General features: G+C 39.5%; 13 protein-coding genes. 6 read left to right on the top strand and 7 right to left on the bottom strand.

The window, feature by feature from the left end:
- Positions 1 to 62 precede the first annotated feature (62 nt).
- Positions 63 to 1,688 (bottom strand): M28 family metallopeptidase, encoded by a 1,626-nt coding sequence (locus HCZ11_RS03830; protein WP_167657701.1) that lies wholly within the window; start codon positions 1,686 to 1,688, stop codon positions 63 to 65.
- Positions 1,689 to 1,798: 110 nt separating this feature from the next.
- Here HCZ11_RS03830 and HCZ11_RS03825 point away from each other — a divergent pair, with 110 nt between their 5' ends.
- The 4 genes from HCZ11_RS03825 to HCZ11_RS03810 all read left to right on the top strand — a co-directional run bounded on the left by HCZ11_RS03825 (position 1,799) and on the right by HCZ11_RS03810 (position 7,803).
- Positions 1,799 to 2,611, top strand: a complete 813-nt coding sequence (locus HCZ11_RS03825; protein ID WP_130051544.1) for a DUF3025 domain-containing protein — start codon at positions 1,799 to 1,801, stop codon at positions 2,609 to 2,611.
- Positions 2,608 to 3,396 carry an ABC transporter ATP-binding protein gene (locus HCZ11_RS03820; protein WP_130051543.1) on the top strand — a complete coding sequence of 263 codons (789 nt, stop codon included), beginning with the start codon at positions 2,608 to 2,610 and terminating at the stop codon, positions 3,394 to 3,396. The genes HCZ11_RS03825 and HCZ11_RS03820 overlap by 4 nt, the downstream gene beginning before the upstream one ends.
- Positions 3,389 to 4,597: an ABC transporter permease gene (locus HCZ11_RS03815; protein ID WP_130051542.1), complete on the top strand. Its 1,209-nt coding sequence runs from the start codon at positions 3,389 to 3,391 to the stop codon at positions 4,595 to 4,597. The genes HCZ11_RS03820 and HCZ11_RS03815 overlap by 8 nt, the downstream gene beginning before the upstream one ends.
- A 155-nt stretch (positions 4,598 to 4,752) precedes the next feature.
- Positions 4,753 to 7,803 carry an ATP-binding protein gene (locus tag HCZ11_RS03810; protein WP_254869063.1) on the top strand — a complete coding sequence of 1,017 codons (3,051 nt, stop codon included), beginning with the start codon at positions 4,753 to 4,755 and terminating at the stop codon, positions 7,801 to 7,803.
- Here HCZ11_RS03810 and HCZ11_RS03805 read toward each other — a convergent pair.
- The 6 genes from HCZ11_RS03805 to HCZ11_RS03780 all read right to left on the bottom strand — a co-directional run bounded on the left by HCZ11_RS03805 (position 7,800) and on the right by HCZ11_RS03780 (position 14,503).
- Positions 7,800 to 8,633, bottom strand: coding sequence for a UDP-2,3-diacylglucosamine diphosphatase (locus HCZ11_RS03805; protein WP_130051541.1), 834 nt, complete (start codon positions 8,631 to 8,633; stop codon positions 7,800 to 7,802). The two genes, HCZ11_RS03810 and HCZ11_RS03805, sit on opposite strands and share 4 nt — an antisense overlap.
- Before the next feature lie 182 nt (positions 8,634 to 8,815).
- Positions 8,816 to 10,540, bottom strand: a complete 1,725-nt coding sequence (locus HCZ11_RS03800; RefSeq protein WP_130051540.1) for a proline--tRNA ligase — start codon at positions 10,538 to 10,540, stop codon at positions 8,816 to 8,818.
- Between the two features lie 126 nt (positions 10,541 to 10,666).
- Positions 10,667 to 11,371 (bottom strand): tRNA (N6-threonylcarbamoyladenosine(37)-N6)-methyltransferase TrmO, encoded by a 705-nt coding sequence (tsaA, locus tag HCZ11_RS03795; protein ID WP_167657700.1) that lies wholly within the window; start codon positions 11,369 to 11,371, stop codon positions 10,667 to 10,669.
- A 99-nt stretch (positions 11,372 to 11,470) separates the two neighbouring features.
- The gene (locus HCZ11_RS03790; protein WP_130051538.1) at positions 11,471 to 12,043 is read right to left on the bottom strand and encodes an outer membrane beta-barrel protein; all 573 of its coding nucleotides are present in this window, start codon (positions 12,041 to 12,043) and stop codon (positions 11,471 to 11,473) included.
- Between the two features lie 239 nt (positions 12,044 to 12,282).
- Entirely contained in the window at positions 12,283 to 12,747 is a 465-nt protein-coding gene (locus tag HCZ11_RS03785; protein ID WP_054561436.1) for an acyl-CoA thioesterase, read from the bottom strand.
- 109 nt (positions 12,748 to 12,856) lie between these two features.
- Positions 12,857 to 14,503, bottom strand: coding sequence for an electron transfer flavoprotein-ubiquinone oxidoreductase (locus HCZ11_RS03780; protein ID WP_167657699.1), 1,647 nt, complete (start codon positions 14,501 to 14,503; stop codon positions 12,857 to 12,859).
- Between the two features lie 193 nt (positions 14,504 to 14,696).
- Here HCZ11_RS03780 and HCZ11_RS03775 point away from each other — a divergent pair, with 193 nt between their 5' ends.
- Both HCZ11_RS03775 and HCZ11_RS03770 read left to right on the top strand, forming a co-directional pair.
- Positions 14,697 to 15,446 carry an electron transfer flavoprotein subunit beta/FixA family protein gene (locus tag HCZ11_RS03775; RefSeq protein ID WP_167657698.1) on the top strand — a complete coding sequence of 250 codons (750 nt, stop codon included), beginning with the start codon at positions 14,697 to 14,699 and terminating at the stop codon, positions 15,444 to 15,446.
- Positions 15,447 to 16,373: an FAD-binding protein gene (locus HCZ11_RS03770; protein ID WP_130051535.1), complete on the top strand. Its 927-nt coding sequence runs from the start codon at positions 15,447 to 15,449 to the stop codon at positions 16,371 to 16,373.
- The last annotated feature ends 222 nt before the right edge of the window (positions 16,374 to 16,595 follow it).

Below are 16,595 nucleotides of genomic sequence, written 5' to 3'. Positions count from 1 at the left end.
CCTAAAAATTAATCAGGTTACACTGTATTACTGATTTAAATGAAAATCAATCTCATTTGCATCTATTTGCGTTGAAACTCAGAGCTCGCATTCCAGGTCGGCCATTCTTTACGCTCTGAAATATCAAAACCTACTTGATAGAATAACTGAAGATCCTGAACGGCACCTGATAAATCCCATTCATCACGGTAACGATCGCAAGGCTGATGGTAACAACCGCGAAGAACTAAGCTCATACGCTTACGGTAATTTGCAGTTTCTTCATCAAGGGCTTCACTGCCGCCGCCAGCATACATTGCTGGTACACCCATGTTTGCAAATGCAAAGTGATCAGAACGATAGTAACCACCCGAAGACGGTTTAGGATCGCCAGATACAGTTCGGCCTTGTGCTTTAGCAGCTGTTTCTAACAAGCTATCCATTTCTGATTTGCCGATACCAACAACACTGATATCTTTCACTTTACCTAATAGATTTAAGCTATCCATGTTGATGTTTGCAACAGTTTGAGAAGCTGGGATCACTGGGTTTGCAGCGTAATATTTTGATCCAAGTAGACCTTGTTCTTCAGCGGTTACTGCTAAGAAAGTCATTGAGCGGCTAGGGTGCTCAGGAAGGCTAGCAAATGCTTCTGCAACTTCAATTAAGCCTGCAGTACCTGTCGCGTTATCGTGGGCACCATTATAAATTTGGTCACCTTTACGTGTTTTATCTGTACCAAGGTGATCCCAATGAGCTGAGTAAATGATGTGCTCGTCTGGCTTTTCGCTGCCAGGTAACGTTGCAATGAAGTTATATGAAATTGACTTTTTAATCGTGTTATTTACTTCAACGCTAGCTGTTAGGTCGCCCATATCAATATGGTAAGCACCTTTTGCAGCATTTGCTTTCATAGTATCGAAATCTAAACCTGCTTTTGTGAATAGCTCTTTGGCAACATCAGTTGTTATCCAGCCTTCAACAGCAACACGATCCATGTTGTTATTTTCTTTTTGGAAACCAAATTGCTCACCGCTCCAAGAGTTTTCAACAACTGACCATGGGTAAGAAGCTGGTGCTGTTTCGTGGATAATAATTGCACCAGCTGCACCTTGACGACTTGCTTCTTCATATTTGTATGTCCAGCGACCATAATAAGTCATGGCATCGCCAGTAAATAAATCTGGGTTTTTAGTCGCATAACCTGGATCATTAACTAGCATTACAACTGTTTTGCCTTTTACGTCTAAGCCTTCGTAGTCGTTCCAGTTGTACTCTGGCGCATTTACACCATAACCAACAAATACTAATTCAGAATCTTTAATGCTTTGTTTAGCACTAATACGGCTACTACCCATTACCATATCTTTTTTATACTGATAATCTTTGCCGCCAATGGTAAGTACCATGTTTGAGTCTGCTTCAAGTGAAACAAGCGGTACTTCTTGTAAGAAGCTATCACCGTTACCAGGCTCAAAACCCAATGCTTTAAATTGGTCAGTTAAATAGGCAAGCGTTAGCTCTTCACCTTTCGATGATGGTGCACGGCCGCCGAATTCATCAGAAGCTAACACTTTAATGTGCTCTGCTAGTTGCTCTGAGTTGATGCTTTGATAGGCTTTTTCTACATCACCTGATGTGATACTTGTTGAAGCACAGCCTGCAAGAATGGTACTTGCAAGTACTGTCATTGGAAAATAGCGTTTCATAATAGCTCTTTTTTTGTTTTATGGTGGCATTAGTATATGAGGTTCTATTAATGAGAACCAGTTTTTACGGTAAACTACCCACAATACATCAAGAAGTTAAAAAATAAGCAATGAAACGATTTAGCGCACCAGAGCAATGGTCAACACAATACCTTACAACCGGTGCTTTTAGTGACCTAGCAACGCTGTTTAATATTGACAAATTATCGAATTGGCCGTCTTGTGACTGGTTTAATCAATATTTAAATGCCAAAACAACACAAGGCACAGTAATAAGCTTTGTAGAGGATGAAAAATTTGCCGACGAAACTCGTTATTATGAGCAAATTATTTATGAAACAGGGCAAGTACCAACAAGACAACAAAATTGGCACGACCTTTTTGGTGGATTTATTTGGTGTTTATTTCCAAAAACAAAAGCACTGATAAATCATCAACATATCGAAGAAATTAAACTGCATGGTCTAAAAGAGCGCAGTAAACACCGTAATGCTCTCACCTTATTCGACGAATGTGGTGTAGTACTGGCAATTACCGAACAAAGTTGGCAACAACAATTACGCGATCATCAATGGCATCAAGCATTTGTTACACAACGTGAGCAGTGGGGTAAAAATATTCGCCCGTTCATGTTTGGCCATGCTAACTACGAGATGCTCACTCAGCCTTATATAGGTTTAACAGGGAAAGCATTATTTGTAATTGTACCCAATGACATATTTTGTAAAGATTTAAGCGAGCAATATGCGTATCTAGATCAACGTCTTTATGAGATGATTAAAGTAGATGATTGTTTACGTGATAATAAGAATTTATCTCCATTACCCTTGTTAGGTGTACCAGGGTGGTGGACTGAAAATGAAAATCCAGAATTTTACAGTAACACTGATTACTTTAGACCTAAACGAAGGAAACGCACATGATTGAAGTTGCAGGGCTTAAAAAGAAATTTAAGCTAACAAAAGATCATAAAAAAAATAAAACGGACAATGTAGACCCCCGCGAAGATAAAGAGTTTTTCCATTCTGTAAGAGACGTCAGCTTTAAATGTAATAAAGGTGAAGTGCTTGGCTTACTCGGCCCAAATGGTGCAGGTAAAACAACGACCCTTAGAATGATTTCAACAGCATTAAAACCAGATGAAGGCAGTATCACCATCTCTGGTCACGATATTGTTAAAAAGCCATTAGTTGGCCGCAAATCAATTGGTTTTCTATCTGGTAGCACTGGCTTATATGGGCGTTTAACGGTTAAAGAAAACGTAGAATATTTTGCCCGTTTACATGGCATGAGTAAAAAGGCGGTAGCGGCACGTTGTGATGAACTATTCAGCTTACTTGATATGCACAACTTCATTGATAAGCGTGCCGAAAACCTTTCCACAGGTATGAAGCAAAAAGCCAATATTGCTCGCGCTGTTGTTCATCATCCTGACGTGGTAATTCTCGATGAACCAACGACAGGTTTAGACATTATGACCACGCAAACTGTAATTAGCTTTATTCGTGGCCTTAAAGAGCAAGGTACTCCAGTCATTTTTTCAACTCACCATCTAGATGAAGTTGCATTACTTTGTGATCGCGTTGCAGTTATAAATCAAGGTATTAGTTGCTTTGATGGCACATTAGAACAGTTTAAACAAACTGGTCAAAGTGAGGAATTAAATCAAGCGTTTATGAATATTTTAACGGAGAGTCGTGATGTTTGAAGTATTTAAAAAGGAATTAAAAGAGCTGTTACGTGACCGTAAAACATTGATATTCGTTGTCGCACTGCCAGTTGCTATTTTCCCTCTTTTATTTGCTGTGATGGCATTTATTAGTTCACAAGCAGCACTCGAAGCTGAGCAAGAAGTGCATACTTACGCCATTATTAATGGTAATTACGCGCAAGAATTTACAGATAAGGTGTTTTATCATAAGAGCTTTGCATTATATAAAGGCGACGAAACCTTTAATACGGTAGAAGATCTCACTAAAGCGGTTAAAGCGGGTACCATCGATATGGGTATCTATTTACCTTCAGACGCTGAGCAAACACTCGATAACGCTAAACAAAGTGAGTGGCAAGTTGTGTATAACGACGCTAAGGCGATTAACTTCTTATTTGACCGCGTTAAAGAACTTGCAAAAGAGTATGGTGATAAACTGCGTACTACTAAACTGTTAAGCTTTGGCGTATCAGAGCAGCAACAAGCCGCGATTATCGAGCCAATTAAAGTTGTTAAGGTCGATACTGCAGATAAACGTGAAAATCTGGGTGAAAAAATTGGCGGGTTTATTCCTTATCTACTTATTCCTCTCGTATTGATGGGCGCAACGTACCCTGCTATTGATTTAGGGGCTGGTGAAAAAGAGCGCGGTACACTCGAAACCCTTCTACTTACACCAATCACGCGCACACAGCTAGTGTTAGGTAAGTTTGTAACCTTGCTGGCTTCTTCAATTGCGACAACCACTATTACAGTTCTTAGTATGGGTGTGTGGATATCGGTGGCCATTGCTTTTGTAGATTTAGCGGTTGTTAAAAACGCATTTAGCTCTTTAACTGTATTAGATTTAGGGCTGATTTTTGTGTTGTTATTGCCTATTGCTGCAATCTTCTCATCATTAGCATTGGCTATTTCAATTTATGCGCGAACTTTTAAAGAAGCACAAAACTATATGGCTCCGCTAAGCATAGGTGTAATTTTTCCAATTATGATTGCGTTGATGCCGAATGTTGAGCTTACGAGCAAAACAGCCTTTATTCCTGTAACAAATGTAGCTTTGGCAATCAAAGAAATCATTAAAGGCACAGTCGATTACACACTAGTGGGTTTAATTTTCTTAGCAACAGTCATTGTGGCAGGGGCACTATTAGCATTTTGTGTTAAATGGTTTAATAAAGAAGATGTCTTATTTAGATAAGAATTTATTGATTTTACCTAATAATAAAGCACCAATTTGGTGCTTTATTTGTATATAGAACAGGCTAACTCCTTACTAATCCTTATTAACTAAAATTTTTTCTGTATACTCCACTTTAGTTATCATTCTCTCCTATACTCTAAAGCAGAGTAGCAATGAAGGCTTTCGATTCAATGGATTCTGGACATTCAGCGCATTTCTTCCAACGTAATAAACTACCAATACTAGCAATTTGTATACTCTTGATATTGGGCAGTATTGTTACAGTAAAATATGAATATGATCTTCGAGAAGAGGTATTTAGCCGCGCACTTGAACAGATGCAGCGAGAACTAGATAGAAAACAAAGTGTGTTTAAAACAAGTCTAAGAGAGAATGTTTCAGCCCTTAATTTCTTAGATTCCACCCCACCAGTACTCGCTATAATGCGTTCCACTAATGATAAACAGGTAGATCCGGTTTTAGGCACGCCTATTTCTGCTTGGAAATACCGCCTCGCAAAAATCTTTAGTGGTTTTATGACTACAGATAAAGAATTAGCGCAGGCGCGATATATTTATATTGCAGACAATGGCAAAGAAGTTGTTCGTGTTGATAATGTCAACGATCAGGTTATTAGAATTAGTGAAGAGAACTTACAGCATAAAGGCCATCGTGATTATATGCGAGTTGCTGCAGAGCTAGAAGATGGTCAAGTTTATATATCACCAATTAACTACAACCGTGAAAATGGACGATTACAACAGCCTTACGTTAGCACATATAGGATTGCTAAACTTGTAAAAGACACTGAAGGTAAGCCGTTTGCTGTTTTGATCCTAAACTATAATGCCGAAGACCTTATCAATAAGTTAACAAGTAATACTGCTAAAAAGCTATCTGTGTATCTTTTAAATGCTCAGCAGCAATTTATTTATCACCCAAAGGAGTCGTATCGCTTTAGTTTTGAGTTGGACGACCCTCATTATTGGTCTGAAGAATTTAGTATCGATCAACAAATGAATGCCAATGATTTTTTTGATGTAATGAATCTTCCTGAAAAATTATATGCTCAGAAAACTATTGAGTTTGAAAATGACATTCACATGCAGCCATTGACTCTGGCTGTTTCTATAAAAACCGAGATACTCTTGCAAGAAATCAATCAAAAACGTATGAGGTTTATAAGCACTTTATGTTTAATGATTATTTCTGTATTAATACTATTTACTATCTATCAACGCGATATTAATAGAAAAATTGAGCTGAGTTTTCTAAAAGAAAAGAATAGTAAAATCATAGAAAACTCGACAGATGCTATCATTATGGTTCAGCCAAATGGAGTTATTTGCAATGCCAATGAAACAGCAAAAACGTATTTTGGTATCACCGAGCATTCAACCCACTTTGATACATTGTTTGATTATAATGAAGAAGATTTTCAAGGGGTTGGCGAAGCCATAAAAAAAGGGCAACGATCTACGTTTGAAGCTGTGCACATTAATGAACAAAACACGCATTATTTTTCGATCACAATGACACCTGTCTATGATGCAGCAAAACAACAATATCAAATAGCGGCCATACTTCGTAATATTGATTCACTTAAGTGTGCTCAACATCAACTTGAAAAGCTTAATACTACATTAGAAGAAAAAGTGAAAAGTCGCACAGCAGAGCTTGAAAAAGCCACCGAAGAAGCTCTTGCAGCAAGTAAAGCTAAAAGTGAATTTGTAGCTAATATCTCACATGAAATCCGCACCCCGATGAATGGGGTACTTGGTATGCTGGAAATGCTCGAAGAAGAGCCTTTATCTACTCAGCAAATGCAATACTTACATTATGCAAATACCAGTGCCAACTCATTGATGACACTGATCAATGACATTCTCGATTTTTCTAAAATTGAAGCTGGTAAACTTGATTTAGATAGTCATGAGTTTGATGTTGTTTCAGTGTGCAGTGATTTAATAACATCGATGGCCGTTCAAGGTCAGAAAAAAGGCATTGAAATACTGTTCGATGCTCATGCTATTACTAAGCGTACTGTAATGGGTGATAGCCACCGCTTAAAACAAATTCTCAATAATTTACTCAGTAACGCATTTAAGTTTACACATAAAGGTCATGTAAGTTTAACGGTTAAGGAACAGCTGCATTCAGACAATACGCTTTGCCTAAGCTTCGTTGTTGAAGATACAGGTATTGGTATTTCGAAAGCAAACCAAAGTAAATTGTTTGAAGTGTTTACCCAAGAGGACTCAAGTACAACACGGCATTATGGTGGCAGTGGTTTAGGGCTTTCAATAAGCCGAAAACTCGCTCAGTTGATGGGTGGTGATATTATCGTTGAAAGTGAAAAAGGAAAGGGCAGCCGCTTTTGGGCAAGTATTTGTGTATCGATAAGTGAGTCGTCAAAAGTGCCGCATCAAAGCAATGTACTGAATGATAAACAAGTAGGCTGTGCAATTCATTATGAATTACTGGCTAACAATGTTGAGCTGCAACTAGCGACACTAGGCCAGAGTCATAAAATAACGCATTTAACTGATGTTTCTGAAACTGATTTTAATGATTTAGATTTACTTATCATTGATCATAAACATCCAGAACTAAACAATGTGTTGAGTTTTGCAAATCGCTATCCCGACACCTGTGTATTAATTTTAGGTGTTATGACATCACTTAAACAAAAAGAAACATTACCGAGCAATTGTACTGTTATTGCAAAACCTGTCACTCCTGATGAATTAGCCTATAAACTCGCGGTTTTATTTAATGACAATGATTCTGTTATTGAGCGTAAAAATACAGATACTAAAGAAATTATTGAGCTTGATTTAACATCTCGTTCAGTGCTTATCGTCGACGATAACATGATTAATATAGAAGTGAGCAAAGCCATTTTAAGAGATAGCCATGTTCATATTGAATCAGCCAGCGATGGTCTTGAAGCAATTGAGGTATTGAATAACAGCGAAACTCAATTTGATCTGATCTTAATGGATTGCCAAATGCCAAACTTAAATGGTTATGACTGTACTAAAGCTATCAGACAGGGCAAAACAGGTGATAAATACCAAGATGTCGTGATCATTGCTATGACAGCAAGTGCCATGGCGGGTGATAGAGAAAAATGCCTGAGTGTTGGCATGAACGACTATATCACCAAGCCAATTAAACAAGCCACATTGCGCAAAAAGCTATCAATGTGGCTGAAGTCTTAAGCTGCATCTTGGTTTTTATTAAACGCAGCTTTTGGTGTTAGTTTACTAATATCAGCAGAGTGAATCACTTTTTGTGTTTCACTCCAGTGCAGTAATTCAATACGCCCAGAGCTGTTTTCTACTAATGCAGTGCAGTTTTCAATCCAGTCGCCATCATTGCAATACAAAATTCCATCAACCACTTTAACGGCTGGGTGATGAATGTGCCCGCAAATGATGCCATCGACGACTTGTTTTTTTGCTTCGTGGATGGCCGCTTTTTCAAATGCATCAATTGCTTCACGTGCTTTATGCACTCGTGCTTTGATCCAAGAGGCTAATGACCAATAATTACCGCCAAATAGACGGCGAATGCGATTAGTCCAGCGATTTAAAAATAGTAAAAAGTCGTATCCTGCATCGCCTGCAATGCTGATTAATTTGTTGTAGCGAGTTGCTGAGTCAAAATCGTCGCCATGTAAAAGTAAAAACCGTTTGTTGGCTTTAGTTGTATGAATATATTGTTTATGTACTTCTATACCGAATAATGAATCATTAGCATAATGGCGAAAGGTTTCGTCGTGGTTACCCGGTATGTAGATCACTCGTGTGCCATCTTTCGCTTTTTGTTGAATAAGCGCTAACACATCATAATGACTAGGATGCCAAAAAAACTGTCGTTTCATTGACCATAAATCGACAATATCACCGACCAAATACAACACATCGCATTCAATCGCATTTAAAAAGTCTAGTAAATACTGCGCTTGGCAGTCTTTATAACCTAAGTGAACGTCGGAAATCCAAACGGCAGGATAGTGGGTTTTACTACTACAAGTGGTGTTATTCATGGCATTTACTCATGGTGTAATAAAGTAAATGCTAGGTAGAATCAATGACAGATAAAAGACGCTTTAGCGAAACATCTATGACAATTAATCCCAATCCGCAATAATACTTAATTAAGCGAATTGGTAAAATAAAACAAAAAAACCGCCGAAGCGGTTTTTTATATTTTGTAGAGCTGACTTAATTAGCCTTTAACAAGTGCTGCAATTTCGGAAGCGGCACTATCTAAATCAAGCATTAGCTTTTCGCCAGTATGGCGGTTTTTAAGCTCAACCTTGTTTTCATCAAGGTTACGCTCACCAATAACTAATGTGAAAGGCACACCTAGTAACTCCATGTCGTTGAACATTACACCAGGGCGCTCTTTACGGTCATCAAATAACACATCTAAACCGGCATCTTTCAAACCTTTGTAAAGGTTATCTGCAATATCAGGAATACGATGAGACTTATGCATGTTCATAGGTACGATAGCTAAATCAAATGGCGCGATAGGTTGCGGCCATTTAATACCGTATTGGTCGTTGTTTTGCTCAATAGCGGCAGCCACGATACGTGATACACCAATACCGTAACAACCCATTGTCATTACTTGGTTTTTACCTGTTTCACTCAAAACGCCTGCTTTCATTGCTTCTGAGTACTTAGTACCAAGTTGGAAAATATGACCTACTTCAATACCACGTTTGATTTGCAGTGAACCTTGACCACATGGGCTTGGGTCGCCTTCAACGATATTACGGATATCAGCCACTTCGTAGTTTTCTACATCGCGATCCCAATTGATACCACTGAAATGTTCACCATCTTTATTAGCACCTGCTACAAAGTCAGCCATTACGTTAGCTGTGCGATCAACAATAATTGGCATTGATAGACCGACAGGGCCTAAAGAGCCAGGTTTTGCACCAATCGCTGCAACGATGTCTTCTTCTTTTGCCATTTCAAGCGGTGAGTCTACAAGCGGATGTTTTTCAGCTTTTAACTCGTTTAATTCATGGTCGCCACGTAATACAAGGGCAACTAAACCACGTTGTTCGTTTTCATCTGGTGCGCCATACACGATTAATGTTTTAACGCCTCGATGAGGTTTAACACCATAGTGCTCTTTAAGCTCAGCAATTGATTTTGCATCAGGCGTTGGGAACGCTTTTAACTCTTTACTTGCAGCTGGGCGTTCTTCAGTCGGTGCTAATGCTTCTGCTTTTTCGATATTTGCAGCGTAATCACTTGCATCACTAAATGCGATTGCATCTTCGCCTGACTCTGCAAGTACATGGAACTCGTGTGATACGCTACCACCAATAGAACCTGTATCTGCAATAACAGGGCGATAATCAAGACCAAGACGCTCAAAAATGTTACAGTATGCTTTGTGCATTACTTGGTAGGTTTTCTCTAAACACTCATCACTTAAGTGGAAAGAGTAAGCATCTTTCATTGTAAATTCACGAGCACGCATTACACCAAAACGAGGGCGAACTTCGTCACGTACTTTTGTTTGTACTTGGTAAAGAGTAAGCGGTAATTGCTTATAAGAGCTGACTTCTTTACGAACAAAATCCGTGATCACTTCTTCATGAGTTGGACCTAGCGCAAATGGACGATTGTGGCGATCAGTAATGCGTAGCAATTCAGGTCCAAACTGTTCCCAACGGCCAGACTCTTCCCAAAGATCAGCAGGTTGGATAATAGGCATTAACATTTCTATAGCGCCGGCTTTATCCATTTCTTCACGTACAATGTTTTCTACTTTTTTAAGTACGCGTAGTCCAGAGGGCAACCATGTATACAAACCCGACGCAACGCGGCGGATCATGCCTGCTCGTAGCATTAATTGATGAGAAACAATTTCTGCATCAGACGGAGTTTCTTTAAGTGTTGCGAGTATATATTGACTGGTACGCATCTCTATTCCAAGTAGTGTTAAAATTATTATCGTTTACTCAAGACGTTTGAGTAATAACAAGCTGCTAAGTTTACCAGTGGAAGCACTGACACTAAAGCGCTATGTGTTAAAAAAAGTGTTAAAAAACTAGCATTTTTCAATGCTGGTCACTGTATTATGATTATCCTGAACATGCCACCTAATATTAAAATCATATAAGGTCATACCGTAGCTTTGCTCTGAGTCACGTTGCTTTTTGTATGCAGGGCGAGGATCTTGCTTTAATACATTGCTTATAAAGGCTTTTAATTCAGGTTGTTCGGTTTGTTTTTCGATAAACGCAAGAGCTTCATCACTAAACTCGACACTCATATCTGTTTCTGGTCGGGTATCGGCAAAACCAGCGGTGGCGTCGGTCATTGCATCTGAATACGGCAGGTAAGGCTTAATGTCCAAAATTGGTGTGCCATCGAGTAAATCAATACCTGATAGTAATAAGCTTAACTGACCATTTTTATACTCAATACCTTCAAGTTTTACAGCACTCATACCAATTGCATTTGGACGGAAGGTGGCACGTGTTGCAAATACGCCTTTTCGTTCGTTACCGCCAAGGCGAGGGGGTCTAACCATTGCTGAGTAGCCTTTATCAGCGGTTTCATGAAATCTGAATAATAACCAAATATGGCTGAATTCATCGAGACCACGTACAAACTCTTCACGATTAAAATCACTACTAAATACTAGCTTTGCTTTAGCTTCAGGAACCAAGCGAGGTTGGCGAGGTATAGCAAACTTTTGTTTGTATGGAGATTGAATGTGGCCGACGGCGGTTAATTGGTATTCGCTCATTGTGCAATGTCGTTAAGAAAATCTAACGACATTTTACATGCAAACACAAAAAAAGGCAGTCGAGACTGCCTTTTAAATATTTAGACTGTATAGTCTAAATTAAAACATGTATTGGAATGATACAGACGCTACATCCATATCTGGGTCAATGTCATCTTCTAACTTATAGCGCTCATATTCTAAACGTACTTGCACGTTTGTTGTAAAAGCATACTCAATACCTGCACCATAAAATACATCGCCGCCATCTGTGTCAGCACTAATGCTGCCAAGCTCGCCTAGATCTTGCTCAATTTCAGCGTCCCACTCTAGCCAACCACCTTTAGCATAAACAGAAAAGTTATCAGTAATTGGTGCTGCTAAGCGTGCCGCAAGAGAAACACCGTCAATTTCAGCTTTAGAATCGATATCACTTACTTCATCAAAATTTTGGTATGCAAGTTCAAGGCTAAGATACTTATTAAACTGAGTACCAATATAACCTTTTAGCATTTGCGAGTCGTCATCGAAGTCAGTGTCATTTTCGCTATCTTCAAACTCGAAAGAATATTGGCCATAGCCGATACCGGTATAAATACGCGGAGAATCCATTTCGGTAATATCTGCATGTGCTGCATTGTTAAAACCCAGTAGTGCTAAAGAAAGTGCAGAAATTGAAATTGCTTTAATCATTTAATAGCTCCTTTAAAAAATAAATAAACGAATGTTTCGCGTCATTCACAAGGAGTGTTGCAATGACAATGCCAACGCAAAAACAAAGCCTAAAGTATTGTTTTTAGGCTTTTTTAAGCGTTTTTTTGAACAGGTTGTTGAAACTGTAATCAGGCATTCAGTTTGGCAGTCGTAACAATTTCAGGGTGCTCTGTAGAAGTTACTAAGTGCAGATTTTAAATTCGCGTTGTTTTGTATTTTTACGCTTTTTGCAAAAGGGTTTCTGTTTCAATCGCGATCTCTTTCATTTTAATCGCATAGTTTTCGATTTTCTTCTCTTCATCTGTTACTGCTGTATATGAAGGCACTTCAATTGGGTAACCCGCTTCATCCATGGCAATAAAACTAATAACGCAATGATTGGTTTCAACCAGGTTTTGTGTTTTTGGATCGCCACAGCGTACTTGAATAAAGATTTGCATGCTTGTTTTACCAGTGTGGGCGATACTTGCTTTCACTTCGACTATTTGGCCAACCAAAATAGGGCGCTGAAACTTCACGCCTGCGACAGAGACTGTAACGCAGTAATGACCACTCCAACCAGCAGCACAGGCGTAACCAGCTTGGTCAATCCACTTCATTACCACACCACCATGAACCTTACCGCCAAAATTTACATCGGTAGGTTCAGCTAAAAAACGAAAGGTTACACTTGAAGACGGCATACTTTACTCACTTTTATAATAAATCACGACATTTTCAGCATAGCCTAAAAAAGGGGCCGAAGCCCCTGCAATTTAGGATAAATTTTAATTAAATGAGTAACGTGCGTTACTACATGTTAGGGTAGTTTGGTCCACCAGCTCCCTCAGGGGTTACCCAAGTAATGTTTTGACTAGGGTCTTTTATGTCACAGGTTTTACAGTGAACACAGTTTTGCGAATTGATAACAAACTCTTTCTCACCTTCGACTTCCTGAACTTCGTAAACACCAGCAGGGCAGTAGCGTTGTGCAGGCTCATCAAATTGTACCAAATTCACTTTGATGGGAATCGAGTTATCTTTTAGCTTTAAATGACATGGCTGCGATTCTTCATGATTGGTATTTGATAAAAACACAGATGATAGTTTATCGAAGCTAAGTTTGCCATCTGCTTTCGGGTAGTCGATTTTTTCAGCCTGATCAGCAGTGACTAAGGTGGCATGGTCTGGCATGTTATCTTCAAAATTAAACGGTAAGCTGCCACCGAATAGGTTTTGATCAAGCGTATTGTAAGCACCGCCTAAGAACTTACCTAGTTTATGCATAACAGGGCCAAAGTTCCGCGATTGATATAGCTCTTTATAAGCCCAGCTTTGTTCAAAGGCTGTTTTATATTCAGCTAAATCAGCATTTTCTTTACCATCACCTAGGGCTTCTAAAATGACATCAGCTGCGACCATGCCAGACTTCATTGCCGTATGATTACCTTTAATTTTGGCAAAATTTAATGTGCCAGCATCACAGCCCACGAGTAAACCACCCGGAAAGTGCATTTTTGGTAATGAGCGCAGCCCACCTTTTGCAATAGCCCTAGCACCATAAGCTATACGTTCGCCCCCTTCTAAAACATCTTTAAAAATAGGGTGATGTTTCATACGTTGGAATTCATCAAACGGACTCAAATGCGGGTTCGAATAGTTCAGATCAACAATTAAACCAACAACAACTTGGTTGTTGTCGCTGTGGTACATAAACGCACCACCGCTGGTATCACCTGTTAACGGCCAACCTGTACCATGTACTACGGTGCCTTCTTTGTGTTTACTTGGATCGATTTGCCAAATTTCTTTGAAGCCTAAACCGTAATGCTGTGGTGACGCATCTTTATCAAGGGCAAAGTGTTTGATTAGCTCTTTACCTAAATGACCGCGGCAGCCTTCAGCAAATACGGTGTATTTAGCTCTAAGCTCCATACCTGGCATATAACCATCTTTTTCGTTGCCGTCTTTATCAAGACCCATATCGCCGGTAATAATGCCTTTAACTGTATCTTCTTCAATGATTAGAGAGTGCGCGCTAAACCCTGGGAAAATTTCTACACCTAAATTTTCAGCTTGCTCGGCTAAAAAGCGACACACATTACCCATAGAAACTATGTAATTACCGTCGTTATGAAAAGTTTTAGGACTAGCAAAGTGGGGGATGCTAGTGGCTTTCTCACTGTTATTGAACCAGTAAATGTCATCTTGAGTTACTTTAGTAGTAACGGGAGCGCCTAATGACTGCCAATCAGGTAGTAATTCATCGAGTGCTTTAGTCTCAAAAACGGCACCCGATAAAATGTGTGCGCCCACCTCAGAGCCTTTTTCTACCACACAGATCATTAATTCTTGTTGTTTTTCTTGTGCTTGTTGAGCCAATCTAATTGCAGTTGATAAACCTGCTGGGCCTGCGCCTACGATGACTACATCAAATTCCATGGTTTCGCGTTCGACCATATTAACCTCTTCTCGGTGACGGACCTGCTGTAAAGAACCTTATTTCATACTTGCAAATGAAACGTTACAGGCTGTGAATACTTTAAGGTTATTTTAGGTTGACGTTTACGTCAACAGGAAGTAGTCTGAATTCATAAAATAAATAAGTTGACGCGAAGGTTAACTTTGAGAACACACAATTGATGGAGTCACGATGAAAGTCCTCGTTCCAATTAAAAGAGTAATTGACTACAACGTCAAAGCACGCGTTAAAGCCGATAAAACGGATGTTGATTTAGCTAATGTGAAAATGGCGATGAACCCGTTTTGTGAAATTGCAATTGAAGAAGCTATTCGTTTAAAAGAAGCAGGAACTGCCACTGAGGTTGTTGCTGTGACTATTGGTAATAAATCATCTCAAGAGCAATTACGTACAGCGTTAGCACTTGGTGCTGATAAAGCCATTCATATTGAAACAGAAGAAAAGCTTGAGTCTTTGCATGTTGCTAAATTACTTAGCAAGATTGTAGAGCAAGAATCACCTGAGCTAGTTATTTTAGGTAAGCAATCGATTGACTCTGACAACAATCAAACTGGGCAAATGCTTGCTGCATTAACTGGTCGTGGCCAAGGTACCTTTGCGTCTAAAGTGGACGTACAAGCAGGTACGGTTAATGTAACACGTGAAGTAGACGGCGGTTTACAAACTGTTGCGCTGAAACTCCCAGCTATCATTACCACAGACTTACGTTTAAATGAGCCACGCTATGCTTCATTACCAAACATTATGAAGGCTAAGCGTAAACCGCTTGATGTTATTGCCGCTGATAGTCTCGGTGTAGACCTTACTCCTCGCGTGCAATTGGTTGAAGTTAACGAGCCAGAAAAGCGCAGCGGCGGTATTGTTGTAGAAGATGTAGCGACATTAGTAGAAAAGTTAAAAACAGAAGCGAAGGTGATCTAAATGAAAACATTAGTGATAGCCGAACACGACAAAGGTGTTCTAAAGCCTGAAACCAATAAAACGGTTACAGCTGCTGTTAAACTAGGCTTTGATGTAGATTTATTACTTGCAGGTGAAAACTTATCTGCAATGAGTGAGCAAGCAGCGTCAATTGCAGGTGTAAGCAACGTTTTAATTGCAGATGATGCAGCTTATGCACACCAACTAGCTGAAAACGTCGCGGATCTGGTTTTATCTTTAGCAGATAACTATTCACACATTGTCGCGAGCGCAACAACAACGGGTAAGAACTTTATGCCGCGTGTTGCAGCACTTCTTGATGTCGCTCAAATCTCTGAAATCATTGATGTGATTGATGCTGATACCTTCAAGCGTCCTATCTATGCTGGTAATGCAATTGCGACAGTAAAATCACTTGATAGCAAAAAGGTTATTACCGTTCGTGCAAGTAGCTTTGATGTTGCACCAGAGCAAGCACCTGTAGCTGCAACTAGTGTTACAGGTAAAGGTTCAGTTGGTCTGAGCGAGTTTGTATCAGAAGAACAAACTGAATCAGAACGTCCAGAGCTGACTGCTGCACCTGTGGTTATTTCTGGTGGTCGTGGTATGCAAAATGGTGAAAACTTTGCGTTGTTAAATGGTATTGCCGATAAACTAGGCGCAGCCATTGGTGCTTCACGCGCCGCTGTAGATGCGGGCTTTGTACCAAATGATATGCAAGTGGGTCAAACAGGTAAAATTGTTGCCCCAGATCTATATATTGCTGTGGGTATCAGTGGTGCAATTCAACACCTAGCGGGTATGAAAGACTCTAAAGTGATTGTTGCCATCAATAAAGACCCTGACGCACCAATTTTCCAAGTCGCTGACTACGGTTTAGTTGCGGATTTATTTGATGTGTTACCAGAGCTAGAAAGTGCTCTGTAACCCATAACGATTCTGGTTGTTAAAAGCTGTTCACCTTTTCGGTGCGCAGCTTTTTTTCGTTTTATACAAATCCGCTTAATTAAGTAGTCTATTTTGAGGCAATAAAACCTTGTTGATAACAAGGCAAAAATTTCGTTATTTAGTTGTTCTAAATGAGAAATTTTTAACGCAGTTAGCGACAGGTTTAATCCCTCAAAATGATTAAGTATTATTGCGGGTTGG

Origin of the sequence: Pseudoalteromonas sp. HF66 (assembly GCF_011806445.1) — a bacterium.
GTDB lineage: Bacteria > Pseudomonadota > Gammaproteobacteria > Enterobacterales > Alteromonadaceae > Pseudoalteromonas > Pseudoalteromonas apostichopi.
The sequence above is the reverse complement of the archived record's forward strand: the minus strand, read 5'-3'. Positions and strand labels throughout refer to the sequence as shown.

Excerpts from the sequence above, each read along its gene's own strand:
- HCZ11_RS03830 (WP_167657701.1), bottom strand. The coding sequence starts at position 1,688 with ATGAAACGCTATTTTCCAATGACAGTACTTGCAAGTACCATTCTTGCA.
- HCZ11_RS03825 (WP_130051544.1), top strand. The coding sequence starts at position 1,799 with ATGAAACGATTTAGCGCACCAGAGCAATGGTCAACACAATACCTTACA.
- HCZ11_RS03820 (WP_130051543.1), top strand. The coding sequence starts at position 2,608 with ATGATTGAAGTTGCAGGGCTTAAAAAGAAATTTAAGCTAACAAAAGAT.
- HCZ11_RS03815 (WP_130051542.1), top strand. The coding sequence starts at position 3,389 with ATGTTTGAAGTATTTAAAAAGGAATTAAAAGAGCTGTTACGTGACCGT.
- HCZ11_RS03810 (WP_254869063.1), top strand. The coding sequence starts at position 4,753 with ATGAAGGCTTTCGATTCAATGGATTCTGGACATTCAGCGCATTTCTTC.
- HCZ11_RS03805 (WP_130051541.1), bottom strand. The coding sequence starts at position 8,633 with ATGAATAACACCACTTGTAGTAGTAAAACCCACTATCCTGCCGTTTGG.
- HCZ11_RS03800 (WP_130051540.1), bottom strand. The coding sequence starts at position 10,540 with ATGCGTACCAGTCAATATATACTCGCAACACTTAAAGAAACTCCGTCT.
- tsaA (WP_167657700.1), bottom strand. The coding sequence starts at position 11,371 with ATGAGCGAATACCAATTAACCGCCGTCGGCCACATTCAATCTCCATAC.
- HCZ11_RS03790 (WP_130051538.1), bottom strand. The coding sequence starts at position 12,043 with ATGATTAAAGCAATTTCAATTTCTGCACTTTCTTTAGCACTACTGGGT.
- HCZ11_RS03785 (WP_054561436.1), bottom strand. The coding sequence starts at position 12,747 with ATGCCGTCTTCAAGTGTAACCTTTCGTTTTTTAGCTGAACCTACCGAT.
- HCZ11_RS03780 (WP_167657699.1), bottom strand. The coding sequence starts at position 14,503 with ATGGTCGAACGCGAAACCATGGAATTTGATGTAGTCATCGTAGGCGCA.
- HCZ11_RS03775 (WP_167657698.1), top strand. The coding sequence starts at position 14,697 with ATGAAAGTCCTCGTTCCAATTAAAAGAGTAATTGACTACAACGTCAAA.
- HCZ11_RS03770 (WP_130051535.1), top strand. The coding sequence starts at position 15,447 with ATGAAAACATTAGTGATAGCCGAACACGACAAAGGTGTTCTAAAGCCT.